At 75.8% G+C, this 17,439-nt stretch carries 16 protein-coding genes; 4 read left to right on the top strand and 12 right to left on the bottom strand.

Going from position 1 to position 17,439, the window contains the following annotated elements:
* Positions 1–148 precede the first annotated feature (148 nt).
* Positions 149–937 (top strand): hypothetical protein, encoded by a 789-nt coding sequence (locus ACZ3J7_RS10535; RefSeq protein WP_465618935.1) that lies wholly within the window; start codon positions 149–151, stop codon positions 935–937.
* Positions 938–944: 7 nt separating this feature from the next.
* On the opposite strand, the gene ACZ3J7_RS10530 is transcribed toward ACZ3J7_RS10535, so the two are convergent.
* The gene (locus tag ACZ3J7_RS10530) at positions 945–1,625 is read right to left on the bottom strand and encodes a class I SAM-dependent methyltransferase (RefSeq protein WP_465618934.1); all 681 of its coding nucleotides are present in this window, start codon (positions 1,623–1,625) and stop codon (positions 945–947) included.
* A gap of 298 nt (positions 1,626–1,923) precedes the next feature.
* Here ACZ3J7_RS10530 and ACZ3J7_RS10525 point away from each other — a divergent pair, with 298 nt between their 5' ends.
* On the top strand, positions 1,924–3,078 hold the full coding sequence (locus ACZ3J7_RS10525) for an ROK family protein (RefSeq protein ID WP_465618932.1): 1,155 nt from the start codon (positions 1,924–1,926) through the stop codon (positions 3,076–3,078).
* Positions 3,079–3,111: 33 nt separating this feature from the next.
* On the opposite strand, the gene ACZ3J7_RS10520 is transcribed toward ACZ3J7_RS10525, so the two are convergent.
* The gene (locus ACZ3J7_RS10520; RefSeq protein WP_465618930.1) at positions 3,112–3,783 is read right to left on the bottom strand and encodes a hypothetical protein; all 672 of its coding nucleotides are present in this window, start codon (positions 3,781–3,783) and stop codon (positions 3,112–3,114) included.
* A 120-nt stretch (positions 3,784–3,903) separates the two neighbouring features.
* Entirely contained in the window at positions 3,904–4,653 is a 750-nt protein-coding gene (locus ACZ3J7_RS10515) for a GntR family transcriptional regulator (protein WP_465618928.1), read from the bottom strand.
* A gap of 241 nt (positions 4,654–4,894) precedes the next feature.
* Between ACZ3J7_RS10515 and ACZ3J7_RS10510 the strand changes: the two genes are divergently transcribed.
* Positions 4,895–5,698, top strand: coding sequence for an exodeoxyribonuclease III (locus ACZ3J7_RS10510; protein WP_465618926.1), 804 nt, complete (start codon positions 4,895–4,897; stop codon positions 5,696–5,698).
* Positions 5,699–5,732: 34 nt separating this feature from the next.
* Here ACZ3J7_RS10510 and ACZ3J7_RS10505 read toward each other — a convergent pair whose 3' ends face one another.
* The 4 genes from ACZ3J7_RS10505 to ACZ3J7_RS10490 all read right to left on the bottom strand — a co-directional run bounded on the left by ACZ3J7_RS10505 (position 5,733) and on the right by ACZ3J7_RS10490 (position 8,967).
* Positions 5,733–6,785 (bottom strand): SGNH/GDSL hydrolase family protein, encoded by a 1,053-nt coding sequence (locus tag ACZ3J7_RS10505; protein WP_465618924.1) that lies wholly within the window; start codon positions 6,783–6,785, stop codon positions 5,733–5,735.
* Between the two features lie 190 nt (positions 6,786–6,975).
* Positions 6,976–7,182 carry a heavy-metal-associated domain-containing protein gene (locus ACZ3J7_RS10500; protein WP_465618922.1) on the bottom strand — a complete coding sequence of 69 codons (207 nt, stop codon included), beginning with the start codon at positions 7,180–7,182 and terminating at the stop codon, positions 6,976–6,978.
* A 116-nt stretch (positions 7,183–7,298) separates the two neighbouring features.
* The gene (locus ACZ3J7_RS10495) at positions 7,299–7,916 is read right to left on the bottom strand and encodes a sigma-70 family RNA polymerase sigma factor (protein WP_465618920.1); all 618 of its coding nucleotides are present in this window, start codon (positions 7,914–7,916) and stop codon (positions 7,299–7,301) included.
* Positions 7,917–8,187: 271 nt separating this feature from the next.
* Positions 8,188–8,967, bottom strand: a complete 780-nt coding sequence (locus tag ACZ3J7_RS10490; protein WP_465618918.1) for a hypothetical protein — start codon at positions 8,965–8,967, stop codon at positions 8,188–8,190.
* A gap of 193 nt (positions 8,968–9,160) precedes the next feature.
* On the opposite strand from ACZ3J7_RS10490, the gene ACZ3J7_RS10485 reads away from it, so the two are divergent.
* A complete protein-coding gene (locus tag ACZ3J7_RS10485; RefSeq protein ID WP_465618916.1) occupies positions 9,161–9,388 on the top strand; it encodes a hypothetical protein in 228 nt (75 codons plus the stop codon).
* A gap of 153 nt (positions 9,389–9,541) precedes the next feature.
* Here ACZ3J7_RS10485 and ACZ3J7_RS10480 read toward each other — a convergent pair whose 3' ends face one another.
* The 5 genes from ACZ3J7_RS10480 to ACZ3J7_RS10460 form a co-directional block, all read right to left on the bottom strand.
* Positions 9,542–10,417 carry a geranyl diphosphate 2-C-methyltransferase gene (locus tag ACZ3J7_RS10480; protein ID WP_465618914.1) on the bottom strand — a complete coding sequence of 292 codons (876 nt, stop codon included), beginning with the start codon at positions 10,415–10,417 and terminating at the stop codon, positions 9,542–9,544.
* A gap of 29 nt (positions 10,418–10,446) precedes the next feature.
* Complete coding sequence (locus ACZ3J7_RS10475) at positions 10,447–11,799, bottom strand: family 2 encapsulin nanocompartment cargo protein terpene cyclase (RefSeq protein WP_465618912.1); 1,353 nt, start codon at positions 11,797–11,799, stop codon at positions 10,447–10,449.
* Between the two features lie 695 nt (positions 11,800–12,494).
* On the bottom strand, positions 12,495–14,999 hold the full coding sequence (locus ACZ3J7_RS10470) for a glycoside hydrolase family 9 protein (protein WP_465618910.1): 2,505 nt from the start codon (positions 14,997–14,999) through the stop codon (positions 12,495–12,497).
* Between the two features lie 392 nt (positions 15,000–15,391).
* Entirely contained in the window at positions 15,392–16,495 is a 1,104-nt protein-coding gene (locus tag ACZ3J7_RS10465; RefSeq protein ID WP_465618908.1) for an LLM class flavin-dependent oxidoreductase, read from the bottom strand.
* On the bottom strand, positions 16,492–17,298 hold the full coding sequence (locus tag ACZ3J7_RS10460; protein WP_465618906.1) for a GNAT family N-acetyltransferase: 807 nt from the start codon (positions 17,296–17,298) through the stop codon (positions 16,492–16,494). Before ACZ3J7_RS10460 ends, ACZ3J7_RS10465 begins: the two co-directional genes overlap by 4 nt.
* Between the last annotated feature and the right edge of the window lie 141 nt (positions 17,299–17,439).

Below are 17,439 nucleotides of genomic sequence, written 5' to 3'. Positions count from 1 at the left end.
ACCGTCCGTCACCTTCCGGCCCGCACACCCGAGAGCGCGGGCCGGAAGCGGCCTTTGCCAGCCCTTGACGTACGCCCGCGGCATCCCGCATCGTGTGCTCACTCCCTCGCACCGCTGCCCCGTCCACCTCCCCCACCCGGAGTCCGGCATGCGTGCATCCCCACCCCGTCGCCACCGCGACCGCCTCCCGCTCGGCGCGGTCGCCGCGACCTCAGTGCTGCTGGCCACCTTCGGCTTCGCCGCCCTCGGCTCCGGCAGCGCCCAGGCCGCCCAGGAGGCGGTCCGGGACGGCTCGTTCCTCCAGCCGCTGGCCGACAACTGGACCTGCGACGGCGACGTCCGCCGCACCGACCGGGGCATCGAGGGCCGCCCCGGCGGGTACGACTTCGCCGGCTGCACCCAGCAGGTCGAGGTCAAGCCCTACACCACCTACGACCTGACGGCGGACGTCTCCGGCGCGTACGCCTTCGTCGGCGTCACCGGCGGCGACGTCGAGGCGGTCACCCTGTGGGCGGACGGACCGGAGCAGACCCGGCTGCACGCCGTGGTGCGCACCACCGGGACGACCCGCTCGCTGACCGTCTCCTTCCACGGCTGGTACGGACAGGGCCCCTACCAGGTGCGGCGGGTGTCGCTGTACGACAGCTACAGCGGACCGTCGGCCTGCCCGGACATGACCGGGGTGCCGCCGAGCTCGCCGCTGCCGTCCCTGCCGACCCGGACCTCCACCCCGACCGCGGTGGCCCGGACCGTCCCGCCGAGCCCGGACGCCGGCGGCAGCGGCCCCGCCCCGACCTCGGCCGCCCCGACCCTGCCCACCGCGCCCCCGCCGAGCTCGGCCGGCCCGACCTGGACCGGCCCGTCCTGCCTGATCCCGCCGTCGGCCCCGCCGTCGACGTCGTTCAGTCCGCTCCCGCCCCGGCCGTCCGAGACCTGACGCCGTGTCAGCCGCGCAGCGCCCACACCGTGGTGGCCTTCTCCGCCGCGTCCTCCAGGTCGGCGGCGACCGGGACGGTGTACTCGGCGAGCGCGGTGAAGCGCCCGCGCGGCAGGTAGGCCCGCCCGGGGTCGCCGACCACCACGGTCGCGCCCCGGGCCGCGGCCCGCTCCAGGAACGGCAGGAAGCGGGCCGCCATCGCCCGCTCGTAGAACACGTCCCCCGCCAGCACCACCTCGTCCGGCCCGCCGTCGCCGTCCAGCACGTCGGCCAGCTCGGCCGCCACCGCGACGCCGTTCAACTCGGCGTTCACCGCGATCGAGGCCACCGCGTACGCGTCGATCTCCGCCGCCCGGACGGCGGCGGCGCCGCTCAGCGCGGCCGCGACGGCGACCAGGCCGGAGCCCGCGGCCAAGTCCAGGACCCGCCGTCCGGCGACCAGTTCGGGATGGTCCAGGACGTACCGGGCGACCGCGACGCCGCCCGCCCAGGGGAACGCCCAGAACGGCGGCGCCAGCCCCTCACGGCCGCGGTCGCGCTCGGTGGTCTCCCACAGCGCGATCGCGTCCCCGGCCATCCGCAACCGCACCTCGGGCACGAACGGCACCGGCCCCGCCGCCGTGTGGGCCCGGACGAAGTCGGTGTCGGCGGGCGTGGCCTGACGCACGGTGGCGGTGTCGTTCCCCATGGCGCCCAAGCTTAGGGCGTCGGGCGGACGGCCCCGCGCCACCGGCGGGTCACCCCGTGATCACGGACGACGTACCGTTTCGATACCGAAGCCGTTATGAGCTGCGGAAACGCTCGCCCCCCGGCGGGCCGCACGAGTACGATCCGGACCAGACGCCCCGGTCGCGGCACCCCACGGTGCCGGGCCTCGGCGGAAGCTCCGCGCGGGCCCGCACCGGTCTCACCACGGCCGGACGGGCGGCACCGCGCTCCACGGCACCGCGCGCCAGGGCAGTCGCGCGAAGCGGAAGGGCAGCGACTTGACGGACCGGCTCACCGGAGGGGACTCCTCACTGCTGCGGCGCATCAACGCGGCGGTCACCCTGCGGTCGTTGCGCGACGGCGAGGCCGTCACGCTGACCCAGCTCGTCGGCGACACCGGGCTGTCGCGGCCCACCGTCGAGGGCGTGATCGAGGGGCTGCTGGAGTCCGGGCTGGTCGCCGAGGTCGAACACGTCCAGGAGTCCGGCCGGCAGCGCGGCCGCCCGGCCCGCTGGTTCCGCTTCCGCGCCGAGGCCGGGCACGTCCTGGGCATCGAGATCGGCGTGCACGACCTGCGGGTGGTGCTGGCCGACCTGGCCGGCGAGATCCTGGCCAGCCACGCCAAGGAGGTGGACGAGTCGGTCGAGGCCGAGGAGCGCCTCACCCTGGTCCGCACCACCGTCGGCGAGGTGCTGCGCAAGGCCGGCGTCTCCCGCGACAGCCTGTGGGAGGTCGCCGTCGGCACCCCCGGCATCGTCGACCGGGACGGCACCGTCCGGCTCGGCACCGCGATGCCCGGCTGGACCGGCCTCGACCTCGGCGCCCGGCTGCGCCGCTCCTTCCGCTGCCCGGTGGTGATCGAGAACGACGCCAACCTGGCCGCCATCGCCGAGCACTGGAAGGGCGCGGCCGTCGGCAAGGGCGACGTGGTGTTCGTGATGGCGGGCCTCAGCCCCGGCGCCGGCTCGCTGATCGGCGGCCGCCTGCACCGCGGCCACGGCGGCGCCGCGGGCGAGATCGGCGCGCTCCACCTGCTCGGCCAACAGGCCACCCCGGAACGGCTGCTGTCCACCACCGGCAAACCGCTCGACCCGCTGGACGAGGCCGCCGTCGCCCGCGTCCTGCGGCTGGCCCGGGAGGGCGACCAGGTCGCCCAGATCGCCATGGACCGCTTCCTGGGCCGCCTCGTCCACGACGTCACCGCGCTCGTCCTCGCTCTCGACCCGGAACTCGTCGTGGTCGGCGGCTGGGCGGCCGGCCTGGACGGCGTCCTGGAGCCGCTGCGCGAACAGCTCGCCCGCTACACCCTGCGCGCCCCCGAGGTCGCGCTCGCCGGACTCGGCTCCGAGGTGGTCGCGATGGGCGCACTGCGGGTGGCCCTCGACCACGTCGAGGAGCAGCTGTTCGCCGTCGACCCGCCCGCCGCGCGGTAGCGGACGGACCGGACCCCGCCCGCCGCGCGGCGGTCAGGGCAGGCAGAGCAGGTCGTACTCGCCCTTGAGCCGCCCCCGGGCGTGCGCCCGCATCCGGTGCGCGTACCGGGGGTCGTGCTTGAGCGAGTCGTAGCCCGGGTGGTCGTCGGGCGGTATCAGGCCGGCGGTGGCGGCGAGGTAGACGTCGAAGCCGGGGTACATCAGCACCGCGTACGGCAGGTCGTCGACGTCCAGCGCGAACACCGGGTACTCGCCCAGCTCGTCGCGCTCGCCGTTCGGGCCGACGGACAGCACCCGGCGCGAGTCGGAGCCGCCGGGCAGCAGGAAGCACTCGCCGAACAGCGCGGAGAACGGCTCGAAGCAGGAGCCCCACATCTCGCCGTACTCCTCGACGGCGATCTCGCCGAGGGTGCGCGGCGCGAGGGCGCCGCCGCGGTCGAACCAGCCGTGGCGCTCCAGCATGCCGCTGTCGTACGCCAGCCAGGCGCGCAGGCCGGGCGACAGCGGGTGGCCGCTGGGGAAGGACTCGATCGCGCGCGGGCGCAGCGCGCCCTCGACCCACGGGCCGGCGAACCGGTTGTGGTCGAGCACCAGCCGGGACGGGTCGGTGGCGACGGCCGCGATCGCCCGTTCGACGAGCGCCCGGCCGTGTTCCGCGTCCCGCTCGCGCTCCGCGCCCCGTTCCGTCGTGTCGGTCGAACCCATCGTCGCGCCCCCTGTTCACCGTCGGTCAGTGGGACAGGAGCGTAACCCCGGGCACCGACAGTGCTTCTGACGGGGTGTCAGACAACCGGGTCGGACCGGGGCCGGGGGGCGCCGCCGGGGTCAGACCGCGGCGGCGACCTGGACGGCCACGCCGGACTCGCCGAAGGTCAGCTTGCAGGTGTCGGCGCGGTAGGTGGAGACGGCGACGGCGGCCAGTCGGCCCGCGGCGGCGTACTGGGTGGTGACCACCAGCACCGGGGTGCCCGGGGGGCGCTCCAGCAGCGCGGCCTCGGCGGTCTCGGCGACGCCCAGCTCGACCGAGCGGGACTCGCCGTCGACGCCGATCCGGTCCAGCTGGCGCAGCACGCCGCGGGCCCGGTCGTTGCCGTCGACGACCACCGCGAGGTGCGGCAGCGCGGCGGAGGGGACGTGCAGCGACTCGGCGGCGACCGTGACGCCCTGGACGGTGCGGACCCGGCGCACGGTGTGCACCTGGTCGCCCTCGGCGAGGTTCAGGGTGCGGGCCAGCGCGGCACCGGCCGGGCCGGTGGTGCAGTCCACCACCGCCCAGTCCTGGCCGCCGCGGACCGCGCCGGCCCGGCCGGCCTCGCGCCCGGCGACCGGGATGCCCACCCGCGGGGCGGCGACCAGCGTGCCGATGCCGCGGCGGCGGACCAGGCGGCCCTCCAGCTCCAGCTGGTCCAGGGCCTGCCGCAGGGTGGCCCGGGCCACGCCGAAGCGGGCCGAGAGCTCACGCTCGTTGGGCAGCACCTGCCCGGTGGAGAACTCGGTGTCCATGGTGCGCAGCAGCACCGTGCGCAGGTGCCAGTACTTAGGCTCCGCCACCGCCGCGAGCGTTCCTTGCCCCACCGTGTCCTCCACCCTGAGGGACGACAGGCCCACCGCGACTCCCCGTTTCGGCAGGTGGGGGAGGCGGGCTTTATCCGTCCTTCTTTATTAAAGGTCTTTGCAGTAAGTGACAGTAGAGGGCGCCCCGGGAGATGGTCAAGACCAATGGGAAGGGTTCCTCGCGGATCGCCCACCGGCCGGGTACGGCGCCCCGGTTCGCCCGGAATGCCGGATTGTCGGAGCCGACCGGTACCCTCGCTGCGTGCAAAGCATCGTCACGACAGCCAACGTCAACGGGATCCGGGCGGCCGCCAAGAAGGGCTTCCTGGAGTGGATCGACGCCACCGAGTCCGAGGTGGTCTGCCTGCAGGAGGTGCGCGCCGAGACCGCCCAGTTCGCCGAGGTGCTCGCCCGCCTCGACGGCTGGCACGCGGTCTGGGCCCCCGCCGCGGCCAAGGGCCGGGCCGGGGTCGCCGTGCTGTCCCGCCGCGCCCCCGAGGCCACCCGGATCGGCTTCGGCTCCGCCGAGTTCGACGTCACCGGCCGCTACGCCGAGCTCGACCTGCCCGGCCTGACGGTCGCCTCGCTGTACCTCCCCTCCGGCGAGGTCGGCACCGGCCGGCAGGACGAGAAGGAGCGCTTCATGGCCGAGTTCCTCGTCCACCTCGGCGAGCTGCGCGTCCGCGCCGCCGCCGAGGGGCGCGAGGTGCTGGTCTGCGGCGACTGGAACATCGCGCACCGCGAGGCCGACCTGCGCAACTGGAAGGCCAACCAGAAGAAGGCCGGCTTCCTGCCCGAGGAGCGCGCCTGGCTCTCCCGCGTCCTCGACGAGCACGGCTACGTCGACGTGCTGCGGCAGCACCACCCCGACCAGGAGGGCCCCTACTCGTGGTGGTCCTACCGCGGCCGCGCCTTCGACAACGACGCCGGCTGGCGCATCGACTACCAGATGGCCACCCCCGACCTGGCCGCCCGCTGCACCACCGCCCGCGTCGAACGCGCCGCGACGCACGCCGAGCGCTGGTCCGACCACGCACCGGTGACGGCCGCGTACGAGCTCGGCTGAACCCCGCCCGCGCCCGGGCGGCCGCCGGCGGCCGTCAGCGGCCGAGCAGTGACCCGAGCGCGGCGGCCACCTGCTCGGCCTGGCGGTCGCGGCCCCGCTCGTCGGGGTGCACGTACCAGGGGACCGGCTGCCCGCCCAGGGTGAGCCCGGAGTCCTCCAGCAGGCCGCCGACGCCCCGGTCGGGGCCGGCGCAGGCGCTGCTGTCCCCGGTGCGGTCGTAGAGCCCGACGTAGGTGGCGCCGCCGGCCTCGGCGGTCCGCCGGGTGAGTTCGTCCAGCCGCCGCTGGAGCCGGTCGAAGAGCGGCAGCGCGTCCGGCGGGACGTCGGCGAACGGGGGCTCGGGCTGGCCGGGGGCCGGGGTCAGGCAGGCGGTCGGGTCGGCGGGCACCATCCGGGGGTAGCCGACCAGGACCGGCCGGGCCTCCGGCGCGGCGAGGCGGATCCGGGCGAGCAGCTCCGCCAGTTCGGCCGCGACCTGCCCGAAGCGCTCCTCCAGCCACTCCCGTCCCGGCCCCTCCTCGAAGAACTCCCGGCACTCGGCGGCGGGCCGGTCCGGGTCGACCGGGTCGCCGGGCATCAGGGGCTGTGTCCGGAGCGCGGCGGAGCACTGCTTGAGGACCCGGCCGAAGCTCAGCGTGTTGCCACCCGCGCTGCCCACCACCAGTCGGACGTCCGGGCCGAGCGCGTCCTGCTGCGGCGGGGCCTGCCGGTCGGCGGTCAGCCGCTGCGGCGTCCAGAAGTCGTGGACGGCCGCGCCCGCGCAGGAGACGTCCGCCCGGACGTCGAGCGGGACGCCCCGCTCCGCCAGCCGCCGGGCGGCGACGGCCGGGTAGTTGGTGACGGCCCGGAAGCAGAGCGGCCCGTCGCCGTCCGGGCGGACCGGGGCGAGGCCGAAACCGGAGGTCAGCGAGTCGCCGAAGAAGACGGTCGGCACCCCGGCCGGGGCCGGGGCCGGGGCCGCGCCGCCCGCCGGGGCGGCGAGCGCCGGACAACTGCCCAGGACGGCGGCGGTGACGGCGGCGACGACCGCCCGCCGCAGCGCCGTGGTCCTCGTCCTGCGGATGGCCGTGGGCACGGCTGTGGGCATGGCCGTGGGCATGGTGGCGCCCTTTCGTCGGGGTGGTGCGGATCGTGACGCCACGCATTCACTCACACGCGTGGCGTCACGGTCCGCCGGTCCGGCACCGCCCGCCGGGCCCGGACCGGCGGGCGGGGCCCCCGAGATCACCCCATCCGGTGAACGGCCGTCCCGGGCGCGCGCCACCCCCGCCGGTCGGTCAGATCCGGCCGGTGAGCACGAACCCGGCCTCGTCGACCGCGGCCCGGACGCCCGCCTCGTCGACCTCCCCGGTGACGGTGACGCGTCCGGCCTTGGCGTCGGCGGTGACGGCGGTGACGCCGGGCAGGACGGCGAGCCCGGCGCTGACGGTCCGCTCGCAGTGGCCGCAGCTCATGCCGTCGACGGCGAAGACGGTGGTGGTCATAGGACGTGCTCCCGTTCGGTGGGTGTTTCCGTGCCCGTCCACGACAGCGCACGGCAGGTGGCGGGGGCACCGGGACACGCGGCCGGGTGCCCCCATCGGATGGAGCCGGGAACCGTTCAGGCCGCGCGGGCGACGGGTGCGCGGGCGACCAGCGCCCGGTCGGCGTGTTCGGCGTCGGCGAGTTGCCTGATCAGGACGGTGCGGGCCCGGTTGACCCGGGAGCGGACGGTGCCGACCGGGCAGCCCGTCAGTGCGGCGGCCTCCTCGTAGGGCAGGCCGAGCAGCGCGGTCAGCACGAAGGCGGCGCGGCGCTCGGCGGGCAGCGCGGCGAGCAGCTCGCCGAGCGCGACGCCCTCGTCGAAGCCGGGCAGACCGCGCGGCTGGGCCCGCTCGGCGGCGCCCTGCCAGTCGTCGGTGTCCAGCAGCCGGGGCCGGCAGGCGGTGAAGCGGTGGCGGTCCACGACGGTGCGGCGGGCGATGGAGAGCAGCCAGGTCCGGGCCGAGGAGCGGCCCTCGAACCGGGGCAGGCTGCGCAGCGCCCGCAGGTAGGTGTCCTGGGTGAGGTCGTCGACGGCCTGGGGGTCGCCGGCGAGGCGGGCGACGAACCGTCGCACGTCGGCGCGGGTGGCGCGGACGAACCGTTCCACGGCGGCCGGGTCGCCGCCCCGGGCGGCCAGCGCCCAGGCGGTCACCGCCTCGTCGTCGGCGCGCGGTGCGGGCAGGGCAGGGGTCATCTCGGGAGGTCCTTGCTCGAAGCCGGAAGGGAAGCGGGGGCGGCCCCGCCCGGCCCGCCCCGCCGTCCTCCGCCGCCCTGAGCCGTCACGGTCCGCAACGCACCGGGGCGCACTGGAACGCACCGGAACGCACCGGAGCGCGCCGGACGGACGGCGGGGTCGCGGGGAGGGGTCCGGGGGCGGCCGCGGGACCGGTCCTGGGCGCACGGCAGCCGCGCCGCCGCCCGCGGAGGGGCGGGCACGGCGGAGCTCCGGCGCACCGGACGGGCCGTCAGCGGACGGCGGACACCGCCGGCGGTCCCCGGGTGACGAGCGAGTGGAGGTGCGGGCGCGGCCTCGGCCGGCGCGCCGTCCGCCGGGGCCGGCCGAGCCGGCGCGGAACGGCCGGGCGGGCGGCCCCGAGCAGCAGCAGGACGGGGGCGAACAGCCGGACGGCGACGGTGCGGGCCAGCCCGTGCGCGGCGCGCTCGCCCGCCGCCAGCCACAGGCCGAGCAGCAGCGCGGCCAGCAGGTGCGCGGCCAGCATGCCGAGCGTGGCGCCGTGCTGGTGTGACGGCGCCACCACGCCGGGCAGGTGGGCCGCCACCGACATGCCGGGCATGCCCGGCATCGCGGCCGTCGCGGGTTCGTCCAGCGGGACGACGGCCATCCCGTCACCCGGCGCGATCCCCGCCGCCTCGACCAGCCGCGCCACCTGCGCGTCGCTCAACCGCCCGGCGCCGCCCGGCGGTCCGGTGTCGCACAGCAGCAGCCGCGCCCACCGCGCGGCGAGCCCGCCGGGGGCGGGCGGGGCGGTCGCGGCCTGGCCGAGCGCGAACGCGGCGTGCAGCGCGGCCTGGACGCCGACGGTCAGCGCCGTGACCGGCAGCGGTCCGCGCTCCCGACGGCCGGTCAGCCAGCCGAGCGCCCCGGCGCCGCCGAACGCGGCGAGCAGGGCCGGGCCGGGCACCGGCGTGCCGGACACCAGGACGTGGGCGGTGGCGGCGAGCAGCACGCAGGCGGCCGCGAACACCGCGGCCCGTGCGGCCCGTCCGACTCGTCCCGATTGCATGGCGGGCCCATCGTCGCACCCTCCGGCCCCGCACCCGGGGGACCCTTCCCCGCCCCCGCCGGTGTGACCTGGATCACATGATGGTGCCGGGAACTCGAACTCCCCGCCGGACGACGACTGTTCCGGCCCCTTCCCGGGGGCCCGCCACCACCCCCGACCCGGACCGGCCGGTCCTGGACAGGAGAGCAGCACCGTGCGGGAGACCCTCGTTCCGATCGCCACCTTCTGCGGCAACTGCGACTGCGGCTGCCCGCAGTTGTTCCTCGACGCCGACGCCCCCGAGGAGCGGCGGGTGCGCCTCACCGACGACTTCGGGCAGCGGATCCAGATGAGCCGCGAGCAGTTCGCCGACCTGCTCGCCCAGGCGAAGTCCGGCGCCCTGGACGGAGCCCTCGTGGACGGAGCGGCCGTCCCCGCCTGACCGACCGCCCGCGCCGGCGGCCGCCCGCCCCGGGCCCGGCCTGATCGGGGTGCCCGCGCCGCGCCGCCCCCGTCCGCGTGCTCCCCGCCACGGACGGACGGCCGGCCCCGCGCACCGCGGGACCGGCCGTCCGGCCGTGCGCGCCCGGGGGCGTCAGACCCGGTCGGCCGCGATCAGGACGTACTGGAAGGACCCGTCCTTGTACGACTCGATGAAGGCCTCCTCGATGCCGGTGACCAGCGAGGAGGTGGCGCGCAGCTCCCAGTAGGGCAGCGTGTCGGGGGTCAGGTCGATCACGGCCTGCGGGACGAGGCGGTTGTCGGCCATCGCGCGCAGGTACTCGCGGCGGGAGTGGATGTTGCACTCGAAGTGGGCGTTGATCTGCGAGACCCACTTGGAGGGCTGGCCGTAGCGCGGGTTCCAGCAGCCGGTGATGGTGACGTAGCGGCCGCCGACCTTGAGCACCCGGGAGTGCTCGGCGAACAGGTCGTGCAGGTCGACGTACATGCTGGACTCGTTGTTCCACGAGCCGGACATCTGGCCGTTCTCGAACGGGGTGTCGAGCATGTTGCAGACCCGGGAGCGGACGTGGTCGGCGATGCCGAGCTCCTGGACGCGGCGGTTGCCGAACTCGGCCTGGGTGCTGGAGAGGGTGACGCCCTCGACCTTGCAGCCGAAGCGCTGGTGGGCCATCACCATCGAGCCGCCGCGGCCGCAGCCGGCGTCCATCAGGGTGTCGCCGGGCGCGATCGGGCCGAGGTGGTCGAGGAGCACCTCGGCCTGCGCGGACTCCAGCCGGTGCAGTTCGGTGATCAGCTTCTTCTCGTACTCGCTGTCCTCGGGGGTGCCGAGCGCGGCGGTGTCGATCTCGCCGATGCCGTAGTGGTGGTGGTACAGGCCGTCGACGTCGCCGAGGCGCAGGTTGACCGGGCGGGCCTCGTTGTTCCAGTAGCGGGCGATGTCGCCCTGGTAGGCGGTCGCGGGTGCCGGGACGAAGGCGGAGGCGGTGCCGAGGTCGGTGCTGGTCATGTGATCGGTTGTCCTTATCTTGCCGGTGCTTACCAGAAATCGGGCAGGCTGTAGCGGAAGGTGTTGGTCTGGTGCCAGTGGTGGTTGCCGTCGACCCAGGCGGCCACCCCGCGCAGGAAGCGCAGCAGCGGCGGGGCGGGACAGGCGGCGGCCAGCGCGGCCGACTCCGCCTCGAAGGCGCGCATCAGCTCGTTGTGCACCTCGACCGCCTTGAGGTAGCCGTCCTTGTCGGAGAGGCCCTCGCGTTCGGAGATCACCACCGGGAGGTTGAGGTGCCGGCCGGGGCTGGCGAGCTCCTTGGTGTACGAGTACAGGTCGTTGACGATCGTCGTCGCGTTGCTCGCCAGCGCGATGACCCGCTGGGTCGCCGGCATCGCCTGCAGGTCGGCGGGCAGCTCGTAGCCGCCGACGGCGTCGGTGATGGTCGGGCACGGGCGGAAGTTGTTGAACTGGCGCATCGCCAGGTACTCCCACACCTCGGGCACGTGGTCGGTCTCGGCCCAGGCGGCCTCCGCCAGGTAGCCCAGGTGCAGCCGCGCCATGTCGTGCCGGAACCGGTCGGCCTGCGTGGGGCTGGCCGTCTCGGTGAAGTAGCGCATCGCCGAGTGGTAGGCGCGGCGCGGGGCGTCCGCGCCGAGCGACTCCGTCCAGCCCGGCGCGTACTCGGCCGTGGTGTGCAGCGGGTCCAGCGCGGTGTGCGCGAGCAGCAGCCGGCTGCCGAGGCCGACCGGGGAGCCGCCGTGGTCCTCGCAGTAGCAGTCGTCGACCGCGTTCTCGGCGACCATCAGCCGGGTCGCCAGCATCACGTGCTCGACCGTCGGGGCGTCCGGGTGGCAGGCCACCATGTAGCGGCCGACCGAGAAGCCGTCGAACTGGCCCTCCCACTCGTCCGGGAACAGGTCGACCTCGTCGACCGCCCAGTCCTTGATCCGGCGGCTGACCTCCGCGACCCGGACGGGGTCGGGCTCCGGGATGGGGTGGAAGTACAGGCCCGGCACCGGCACGCCCTCCACGGCGGCGGGCGGCGGCACCGGCGGCGCCGTCTGCGGCGCGGGCGGCGGGGAGGCCCGGAACAGGCTGCCCGTCCCGAGCCCGCTGGGACCGCGCAGGATCCGCCGCAGCCCGTCCGACGGCGCGGCGACCTCCGGGGCGGCGGCCGGCTCGGGGAGGAGCTGCGCCGGGGCGGCCTGCGCGGGGACGGTCGCGGCGGCGCCCTCCGCGGTCCCGGCGACGGCGGAGGCGGCGGCCGTCGCGGCCACCGCCTCGGCGACCGCGGCGGCGGCCGCGGCCAGGAACGGCGGGAGGGCGGGGTCGGACAGGGCGGGGAACCCGGACGGTGCGGACGGAGCGGGGAGCGGCGAGGAGAGCCCCGGGTCGGGCATCCGTGACTCCTTTCCTGGGGTGAGGGGCGGTCTGATCGGAACCGTGGCGAGGCCTCGCCACTGCTTGGGGGTGCGTCGGCCCGGTGCGCGCGCTCGCGGCGGGCCGGACGCGGCGGGGTGCTCGACGGTCGGTGCGCGGCCGTCGCCCGGCCGTCCGGGCTCCGGGGTCCCCGGGCGCGCGGACGGTGGCGGGCGGCCTGCGGCCGTCCGCCACGAGGGGGTCTCGTGGTCAGCCCGCCCGGGGGGCGTCCGGGGACGCGATCGGCGGCTTCGCCCGCGTCCGCGGCGGCACCGGTTTCGCGACCGGGCCGGTCTCAACGGTCATGGGGCGAACGCTCCTCACCAGCGGGAAAGATGACGAACCGTCAGGCCGTGCGGACGACTCGGTCGGATCTTGAGGAACGCTAGTGCTCCGCCGACGGCCTCCGCCCGGGTGGCGGGGGGTATTTACCTCGATACGGTGATCTTGCCGATCTCGATGTTTACCCGCCCGACCGGCGCGATTTCAGCCAGCCGGTCCGCACCGTCCCCGAACCGCCCCGCTTCCGGCGGCCCCGCACCGGGCACCGGCGGTTTCCGGCCATCGAGCGCCGCTGCCGTCGCACGCGAAGGCCCCCGCCCCGCGCACGGAGGCGGGGACGGGGGCGGGGTGCTCGCGCGCGTGCGCGGGGGTGTTCCGTGGGGCGGGGCGGGGGTCAGGCCGCGGCGCAGGCCCGGCCGTTCAGGGTGAAGGCGGGCAGCGCGGCGGGGGTGCCGCTCGCCTGGAACCCGAAGGAGGCCGTGCCGCCCGGGGCCAGCGTGCCGTTCCAGCCCGCGTCGACGGCGGTGACGGCCGCGCCGCTCTGGACCACCTTGGCGTTCCACGCGTTGGTGACCGCCTCGTTGCCCCGGTACGTCCAGGCGAGCGTCCACCCGGAGACCGTCGTGCCGCCGGTGTTGCGCACGGTCACGTCGGCGGTGAAGCCGTTGCCCCAGCTGCTGCCCACCGCGTAGGCCACCGTGCAGCCCGCGGCCGGCTGGCTCGGGCTGCCGCTGGCCGACGGCGACGGGGACGGGGAAGACGAGGGCGAGGGCGAGACGGACGCGGACGGGGACGGGGACGGGGACGGCGAGGGGGAGACCGACGCGGACGGCGACGGGCTCCCGCCGCTCCCGCCCGGCTCGGCGCCCCACTGCGGCACTCCCCCGTCCAGCAGCCGGATGTTGGCCGCGTCCACCGGCGTCGAGCCCGGCACCAGCGAGATGCCCTGGTACGACCAGTCGTTGGTGGGGTCCCAGGCGCCCGCGGAGGCGATCCGGAACTGCACCTCCTTGCGGTAGGCGGACTGCCCGGCCGGGGCGATCACGGTGTTGGAGCAGTCGACCGTGACGTAGTAGGTGGACCCGGAGTGGAGCGTGGGGCCGCTGACCGTGCCGCACTGGTTGTAGTTGGTGGTGAGGGTGATCTGGCTCGGGCTGACCCCGGGTTCCAGGGTGAAGTAGTAGCGCAGCGAGGCGTTCTTGAGCGGGCGGGCCGGCCAGGCCGACTTGTCGATCAGGTACGCCTTGATCTCGGTGAAGTTGGTGCCGGCGGCGTTCACCGAGGCCTGGACGGACATCTCCGGGCCGTCCGGGGTCTCCCGGGGCGGGAAGTCGGCGAGCGGGGTGCCGCCGTACTCGCCGTAGAGCCGGGCCAGCGCGCCGGTGAAGGCGGCGTTGTAGTCGGTGGCGACCTCGTTGTTGACGTAGTTGGAGCGGTCGTCGGTGTAGGCGTCGTCGGCCGAGCTGGGGCCGCCGACCAGGGCGCCGATCAGGGTGTGCCGGCTGCCGACCGGGTTGGTGAGCTGGTCGGTCCAGGAGCCGTGCGCGGTGCGGTGGTGCGGGTTCTTCGGGGAGTTGGCGCCGAAGCCGATCAGGTAGCTGGACTTGCGGGGGTTGTCGCCGAGCGCGTAGCCGATCTGGCGGACCGCGAAGTCGTGGTAGCGGGCCTTGCGGACCGGGTCGCCGGTGAGCGTGTCGGAGTAGAGCAGCGCCACGAAGGAGGTGTTGGCGGCGTACCGCAGCGACCCCCAGGAGTCGAGGACGGCCTCACCGCCCGGCGAGTACTTCACCTGGCTGCCGTTGACGCCGACGGTCCACCAGTCCAGCCAGCGGTTGGCGTCGTCGACGTACTGCTGCTTGCCGGTGAGCTGGGCCAGCAGCACGTAGGCGCCGTAGGACTTGTCGTCCCAGGCGATCGTCCACTTGTACGACTTGGTCGTGGACTGCGGCTCGGTCGACAGGTTGGCGTAGTAGCTCTCCGCCTTCGCCAGGTAGGCGCTGTCCCCGGTGGCCTTGTAGAGCCAGATCGCGCCCCAGACCAGCTCGTCGTTGTAGCCGCTCCAGGAGTTGTAGTAGCCCTGGGCGTCCTTGATGCAGTCGCTGTACTTGCCGCGGTAGGTGTCGGCGAAGGAGTACAGCTGCTTGGCGTGGGTCAGCAGGGTCGCCGCGTACGCCGGGTCGCTGTCGGCGAACACCATCGACGAGGAGGCCAGCGCGGCGGCCGTCTCCCCCGCCAGGTCCGACCCCGGGCAGGAGGCGTCGATCCTGTACGCGGGCCGGGCCATCGGCAGCACCTCGGCCGGGCCCCACCAGGCGTGGTCGGCCGAGCCGCCGCCGACCTGGCCGTAGAGCACGTTCGGGGCCGGGTGCGCCTTGATCAGGTAGTCGTCGACGAAGCGCAGGTTGTTCTTCAGGTACGTCAGCTGCCCGGAGGCGGTGTACGCCTGCTTCTCGGCGATGCCGCCCCAGGCCAGCATGGTGGTCGAAGCGGCCATCGGCAGGCCGAACTTGACGTGGTCGCCGGCGTCGTACCAGCCGCCGGTCAGGTCGAGTCCGACGTCCTTGCCGTCGTCCAGCGCGGAGTCGCCGCGCCAGCCCACCCGGTTGGTGGCGGGCAGCTTGCCGGACTGCTGGGCCTCGTAGAACAGCAGCGACTTCTGCAGCGCCTCGCCGTAGTTGAACGCGGACGCGGCCGCGGCGGACACGGTGCCGGCGCCGTCGGCCGCCGCGGCCGGCTCGGTGTGCAGCGGCAGCAGCGCGGCGGCGGCGAGCACCCCGGCCGCGACCAGGCCGAGGACGGCCCGGCGGGCGACGCCGGGCGGACGGGACGGACCGGACGGGGCGGCGGTGGGGCGGCCGGGACGGGACGAGCCGGGTGGGGGTGCGGCTGCGTGGGGCATGGCGGTGGCGTCCTTCCGGGACGGCTGCGGGGTGGGGGCAGCCGACCGCACGGCCCTGACCTGCCCGAACGCAATGGGAGCGCTCCCACATCGCGGTCGGCTCGGGAAGGCGCGGGCAGGCGGTGGGCGGCGTCCATGGTGTCCGCGCCGCCGCGTCCGTGTCAACGCTCGCCCTGGAAGTTACACGGCCGGGTTGACGGACCGACGAGGACCGACGAGGACCGGCCCGCCACGGACGTCGAACGGGTCGCGGGCCCCGGTGGGCCGGCGGGTGTCACGGCCCGCCGGCCCGTCCTACGGGTGAGGCTCCAGCGTAGGCGGGGCGGCGGGGAGGACGGCAGGGGCCGAACGTCCCGGGCGGGGGACGTTCGGGCCGCTCGTGGCGGCCGGGGTCAGAGCAGCGGGCGGACGTGTTCGGCGAAGGTGTAGGCCTCCTCCAGGTGCGGGTAGCCGGAGAGGACGAACTCGTCGACGCCGGCGTCCCGGTACTCGGCGAGGCGGTCGGCGACCTCGCGGTGGCTGCCGACCAAGGCGGTGCCCGCGCCGCCGCGGACCAGGCCGATGCCCGCCCACAGGTTGGGGGCCACCCAGAGGCGGTCGCGGCGGCCGCCATGCAGGTCGAGCATCCGGCGCTGGCCGACCGACTCGAGGGCGCGCAGGCGCTGCTGTCCGGCGGCGATCGCGGCGTCGTCGAGGTCGGCGATCAGCGCTTCGGCGTCCTGCCGGGCGCGGGCGGCGGTGGCCCGGCTGAGGACGTGCACCCGCAGGCCGAAGCGCGGCGAGCGCCCCCGGGCGGCGGCGAGCGCGCGCACCCGGGCGATCTTCTCGGCGACCCGTTCGACCGGTTCGCCCCACGTCAGGTAGGTGTCGGCGTGCCGGGCGGCGACGTCGAGCGCGGGGGCGGAGGAGCCGCCGAAGTAGATCCGGGGCAGCGGGTCGGGCGGGCGGCGCAGGTGTCCGTCGTCGATCCGGTAGTGCGGGCCGGCGTGGTCGTACGGGGTGCCGCGCCAGGCGGTGCGGACCACGTCCAGGAACTCGTCGGCCCGGGCGTAGCGTTGGTCGTGGTCGAGCCGGTCGCCGTAGCCGCGCTGTTCGGCGTCGCTGCCGCCGGCCACCACGTTGAGCAGCAGCCGGCCCTCGGAGAGGCGTTGGAAGGTGGCGGCGGTCTGCGCGGCGAGCGCGGGTTCGACCAGGCCGGGGCGGAAGGCGACCAGGAACTTGAGCCGGCGGGTGGCGGCGATCAGCGCGGCGGTGGTGATCCAGGCGTCCTCGCAGTGCGCGCCGGTCGGGGTGAGTACCGCCTCGTAGCCCAACTGGTCGGCGGCCTGAGCGAGTTGGGTGAGGTAGCCGAGGGTGGCGGGGCGCCCGGCGGCCGCGGGGCCCCCGGCCGCGCCGCCGATGCCGGTGCCGTGCGCGGCGCCGCCCAGGTCGCGGGCGTCGCCGCCGGTCGGCAGGAACCAGTGGAACGCGGCGGGCGGCCGGGCCGGGGCGGTCACGGCCGGGCCCCGCCCTCGGCGCGGAGCGGGGTGCGGGCCACCAGGAACTCGGTGCGGCGGCGCAGCGTGAAGCCGATCGACTCGTACAGCGCGATCGCCTTGGTGTTGGCCGCGGCGGCGTGCAGGAACGGGTGGTCGCCGCGCTGCTCGATGCCGTGCGCGACGGCGCGCACCAGGCGGGTGGCGAGGCCGCGGCCGCGGTGCTCGGGGGCGGTGCAGACGGCGCTGATCTCGGTCCAGCCGGGCAGCCGCAGCCGCTCGCCGGCCATCGCGACCAGCCGGCCGCCCTCGCGCAGGCCGAGGTAGCGGCCGAGCACGACGGTGCGGGGCAGGAACGGGCCGGGCGTGGTGCGGGCGACCAGGTCGAGCATCTCGGGGACGTCCGCGGGGCCGAGCCGGACGGCCTCGGGCGCGGGCTCGGTGCGCAGCGCGGTGGCGATCAGCTGGACGCCCTCGCCGCCGTCCACCACCTCCCAGCCCTCGGGCGGGGTGGCGGTGAGGGGCAGCGTGGTGCCGGGCGGCCCGGCCAGGGCGGCGAGGTCGCGCCAGGCCTGCGGGTCGGCGGGGTCGGCGAGCGCGGTGAACGGCGAGACGTCGAGGGGGTAGCGGGCGGCGCGGCCGAGGCGTTCGGCGAGGTGGGCGTGCGGGCCGGTCAGGGCCGCCCAGATCGGGTTGTCGAGCAGCGCGACGGCCTCGGGGGTGAGCAGCCGGGCCAGTGCGTCGTCGGCAACGACGGCAACAGCGGCGTCGGAGGTGTCGGTGGTGTCAGTGGTGTCGGTGGGCAGGGTGGTGCGCGGGGTCATGGCGGTACGGCTCCTGGTGCGGGACGGGCGAGCGGACGTGCGGCGAGCGGCGCACGGCATGCGGCGGGTTGCTTCAACCGGCCGGACAGAGCGCGCTGTTGACGCGCAGCAGGTCGACGGGCCGGTCGAGGTACACCTCAC

The sequence above is a fragment of the Kitasatospora sp. NPDC015121 genome (assembly GCF_055562955.1).
Note: the sequence above shows the minus strand (reverse complement) of the source record. Positions and strands in the feature narration are given on the sequence as shown.

Bases quoted from the DNA above. Each gene is read 5' to 3' on its own strand.
- ACZ3J7_RS10535 (WP_465618935.1), top strand. From the start codon at position 149: ATGCGTGCATCCCCACCCCGTCGCCACCGCGACCGCCTCCCGCTCGGC.
- ACZ3J7_RS10530 (WP_465618934.1), bottom strand. From the start codon at position 1,625: ATGGGGAACGACACCGCCACCGTGCGTCAGGCCACGCCCGCCGACACC.
- ACZ3J7_RS10520 (WP_465618930.1), bottom strand. From the start codon at position 3,783: ATGGGTTCGACCGACACGACGGAACGGGGCGCGGAGCGCGAGCGGGAC.
- ACZ3J7_RS10505 (WP_465618924.1), bottom strand. From the start codon at position 6,785: ATGCCCACAGCCGTGCCCACGGCCATCCGCAGGACGAGGACCACGGCG.
- ACZ3J7_RS10500 (WP_465618922.1), bottom strand. From the start codon at position 7,182: ATGACCACCACCGTCTTCGCCGTCGACGGCATGAGCTGCGGCCACTGC.
- ACZ3J7_RS10495 (WP_465618920.1), bottom strand. From the start codon at position 7,916: ATGACCCCTGCCCTGCCCGCACCGCGCGCCGACGACGAGGCGGTGACC.
- ACZ3J7_RS10490 (WP_465618918.1), bottom strand. From the start codon at position 8,967: ATGCAATCGGGACGAGTCGGACGGGCCGCACGGGCCGCGGTGTTCGCG.
- ACZ3J7_RS10480 (WP_465618914.1), bottom strand. From the start codon at position 10,417: ATGACCAGCACCGACCTCGGCACCGCCTCCGCCTTCGTCCCGGCACCC.
- ACZ3J7_RS10475 (WP_465618912.1), bottom strand. From the start codon at position 11,799: ATGCCCGACCCGGGGCTCTCCTCGCCGCTCCCCGCTCCGTCCGCACCG.
- ACZ3J7_RS10470 (WP_465618910.1), bottom strand. From the start codon at position 14,999: ATGCCCCACGCAGCCGCACCCCCACCCGGCTCGTCCCGTCCCGGCCGC.
- ACZ3J7_RS10460 (WP_465618906.1), bottom strand. From the start codon at position 17,298: ATGACCCCGCGCACCACCCTGCCCACCGACACCACTGACACCACCGAC.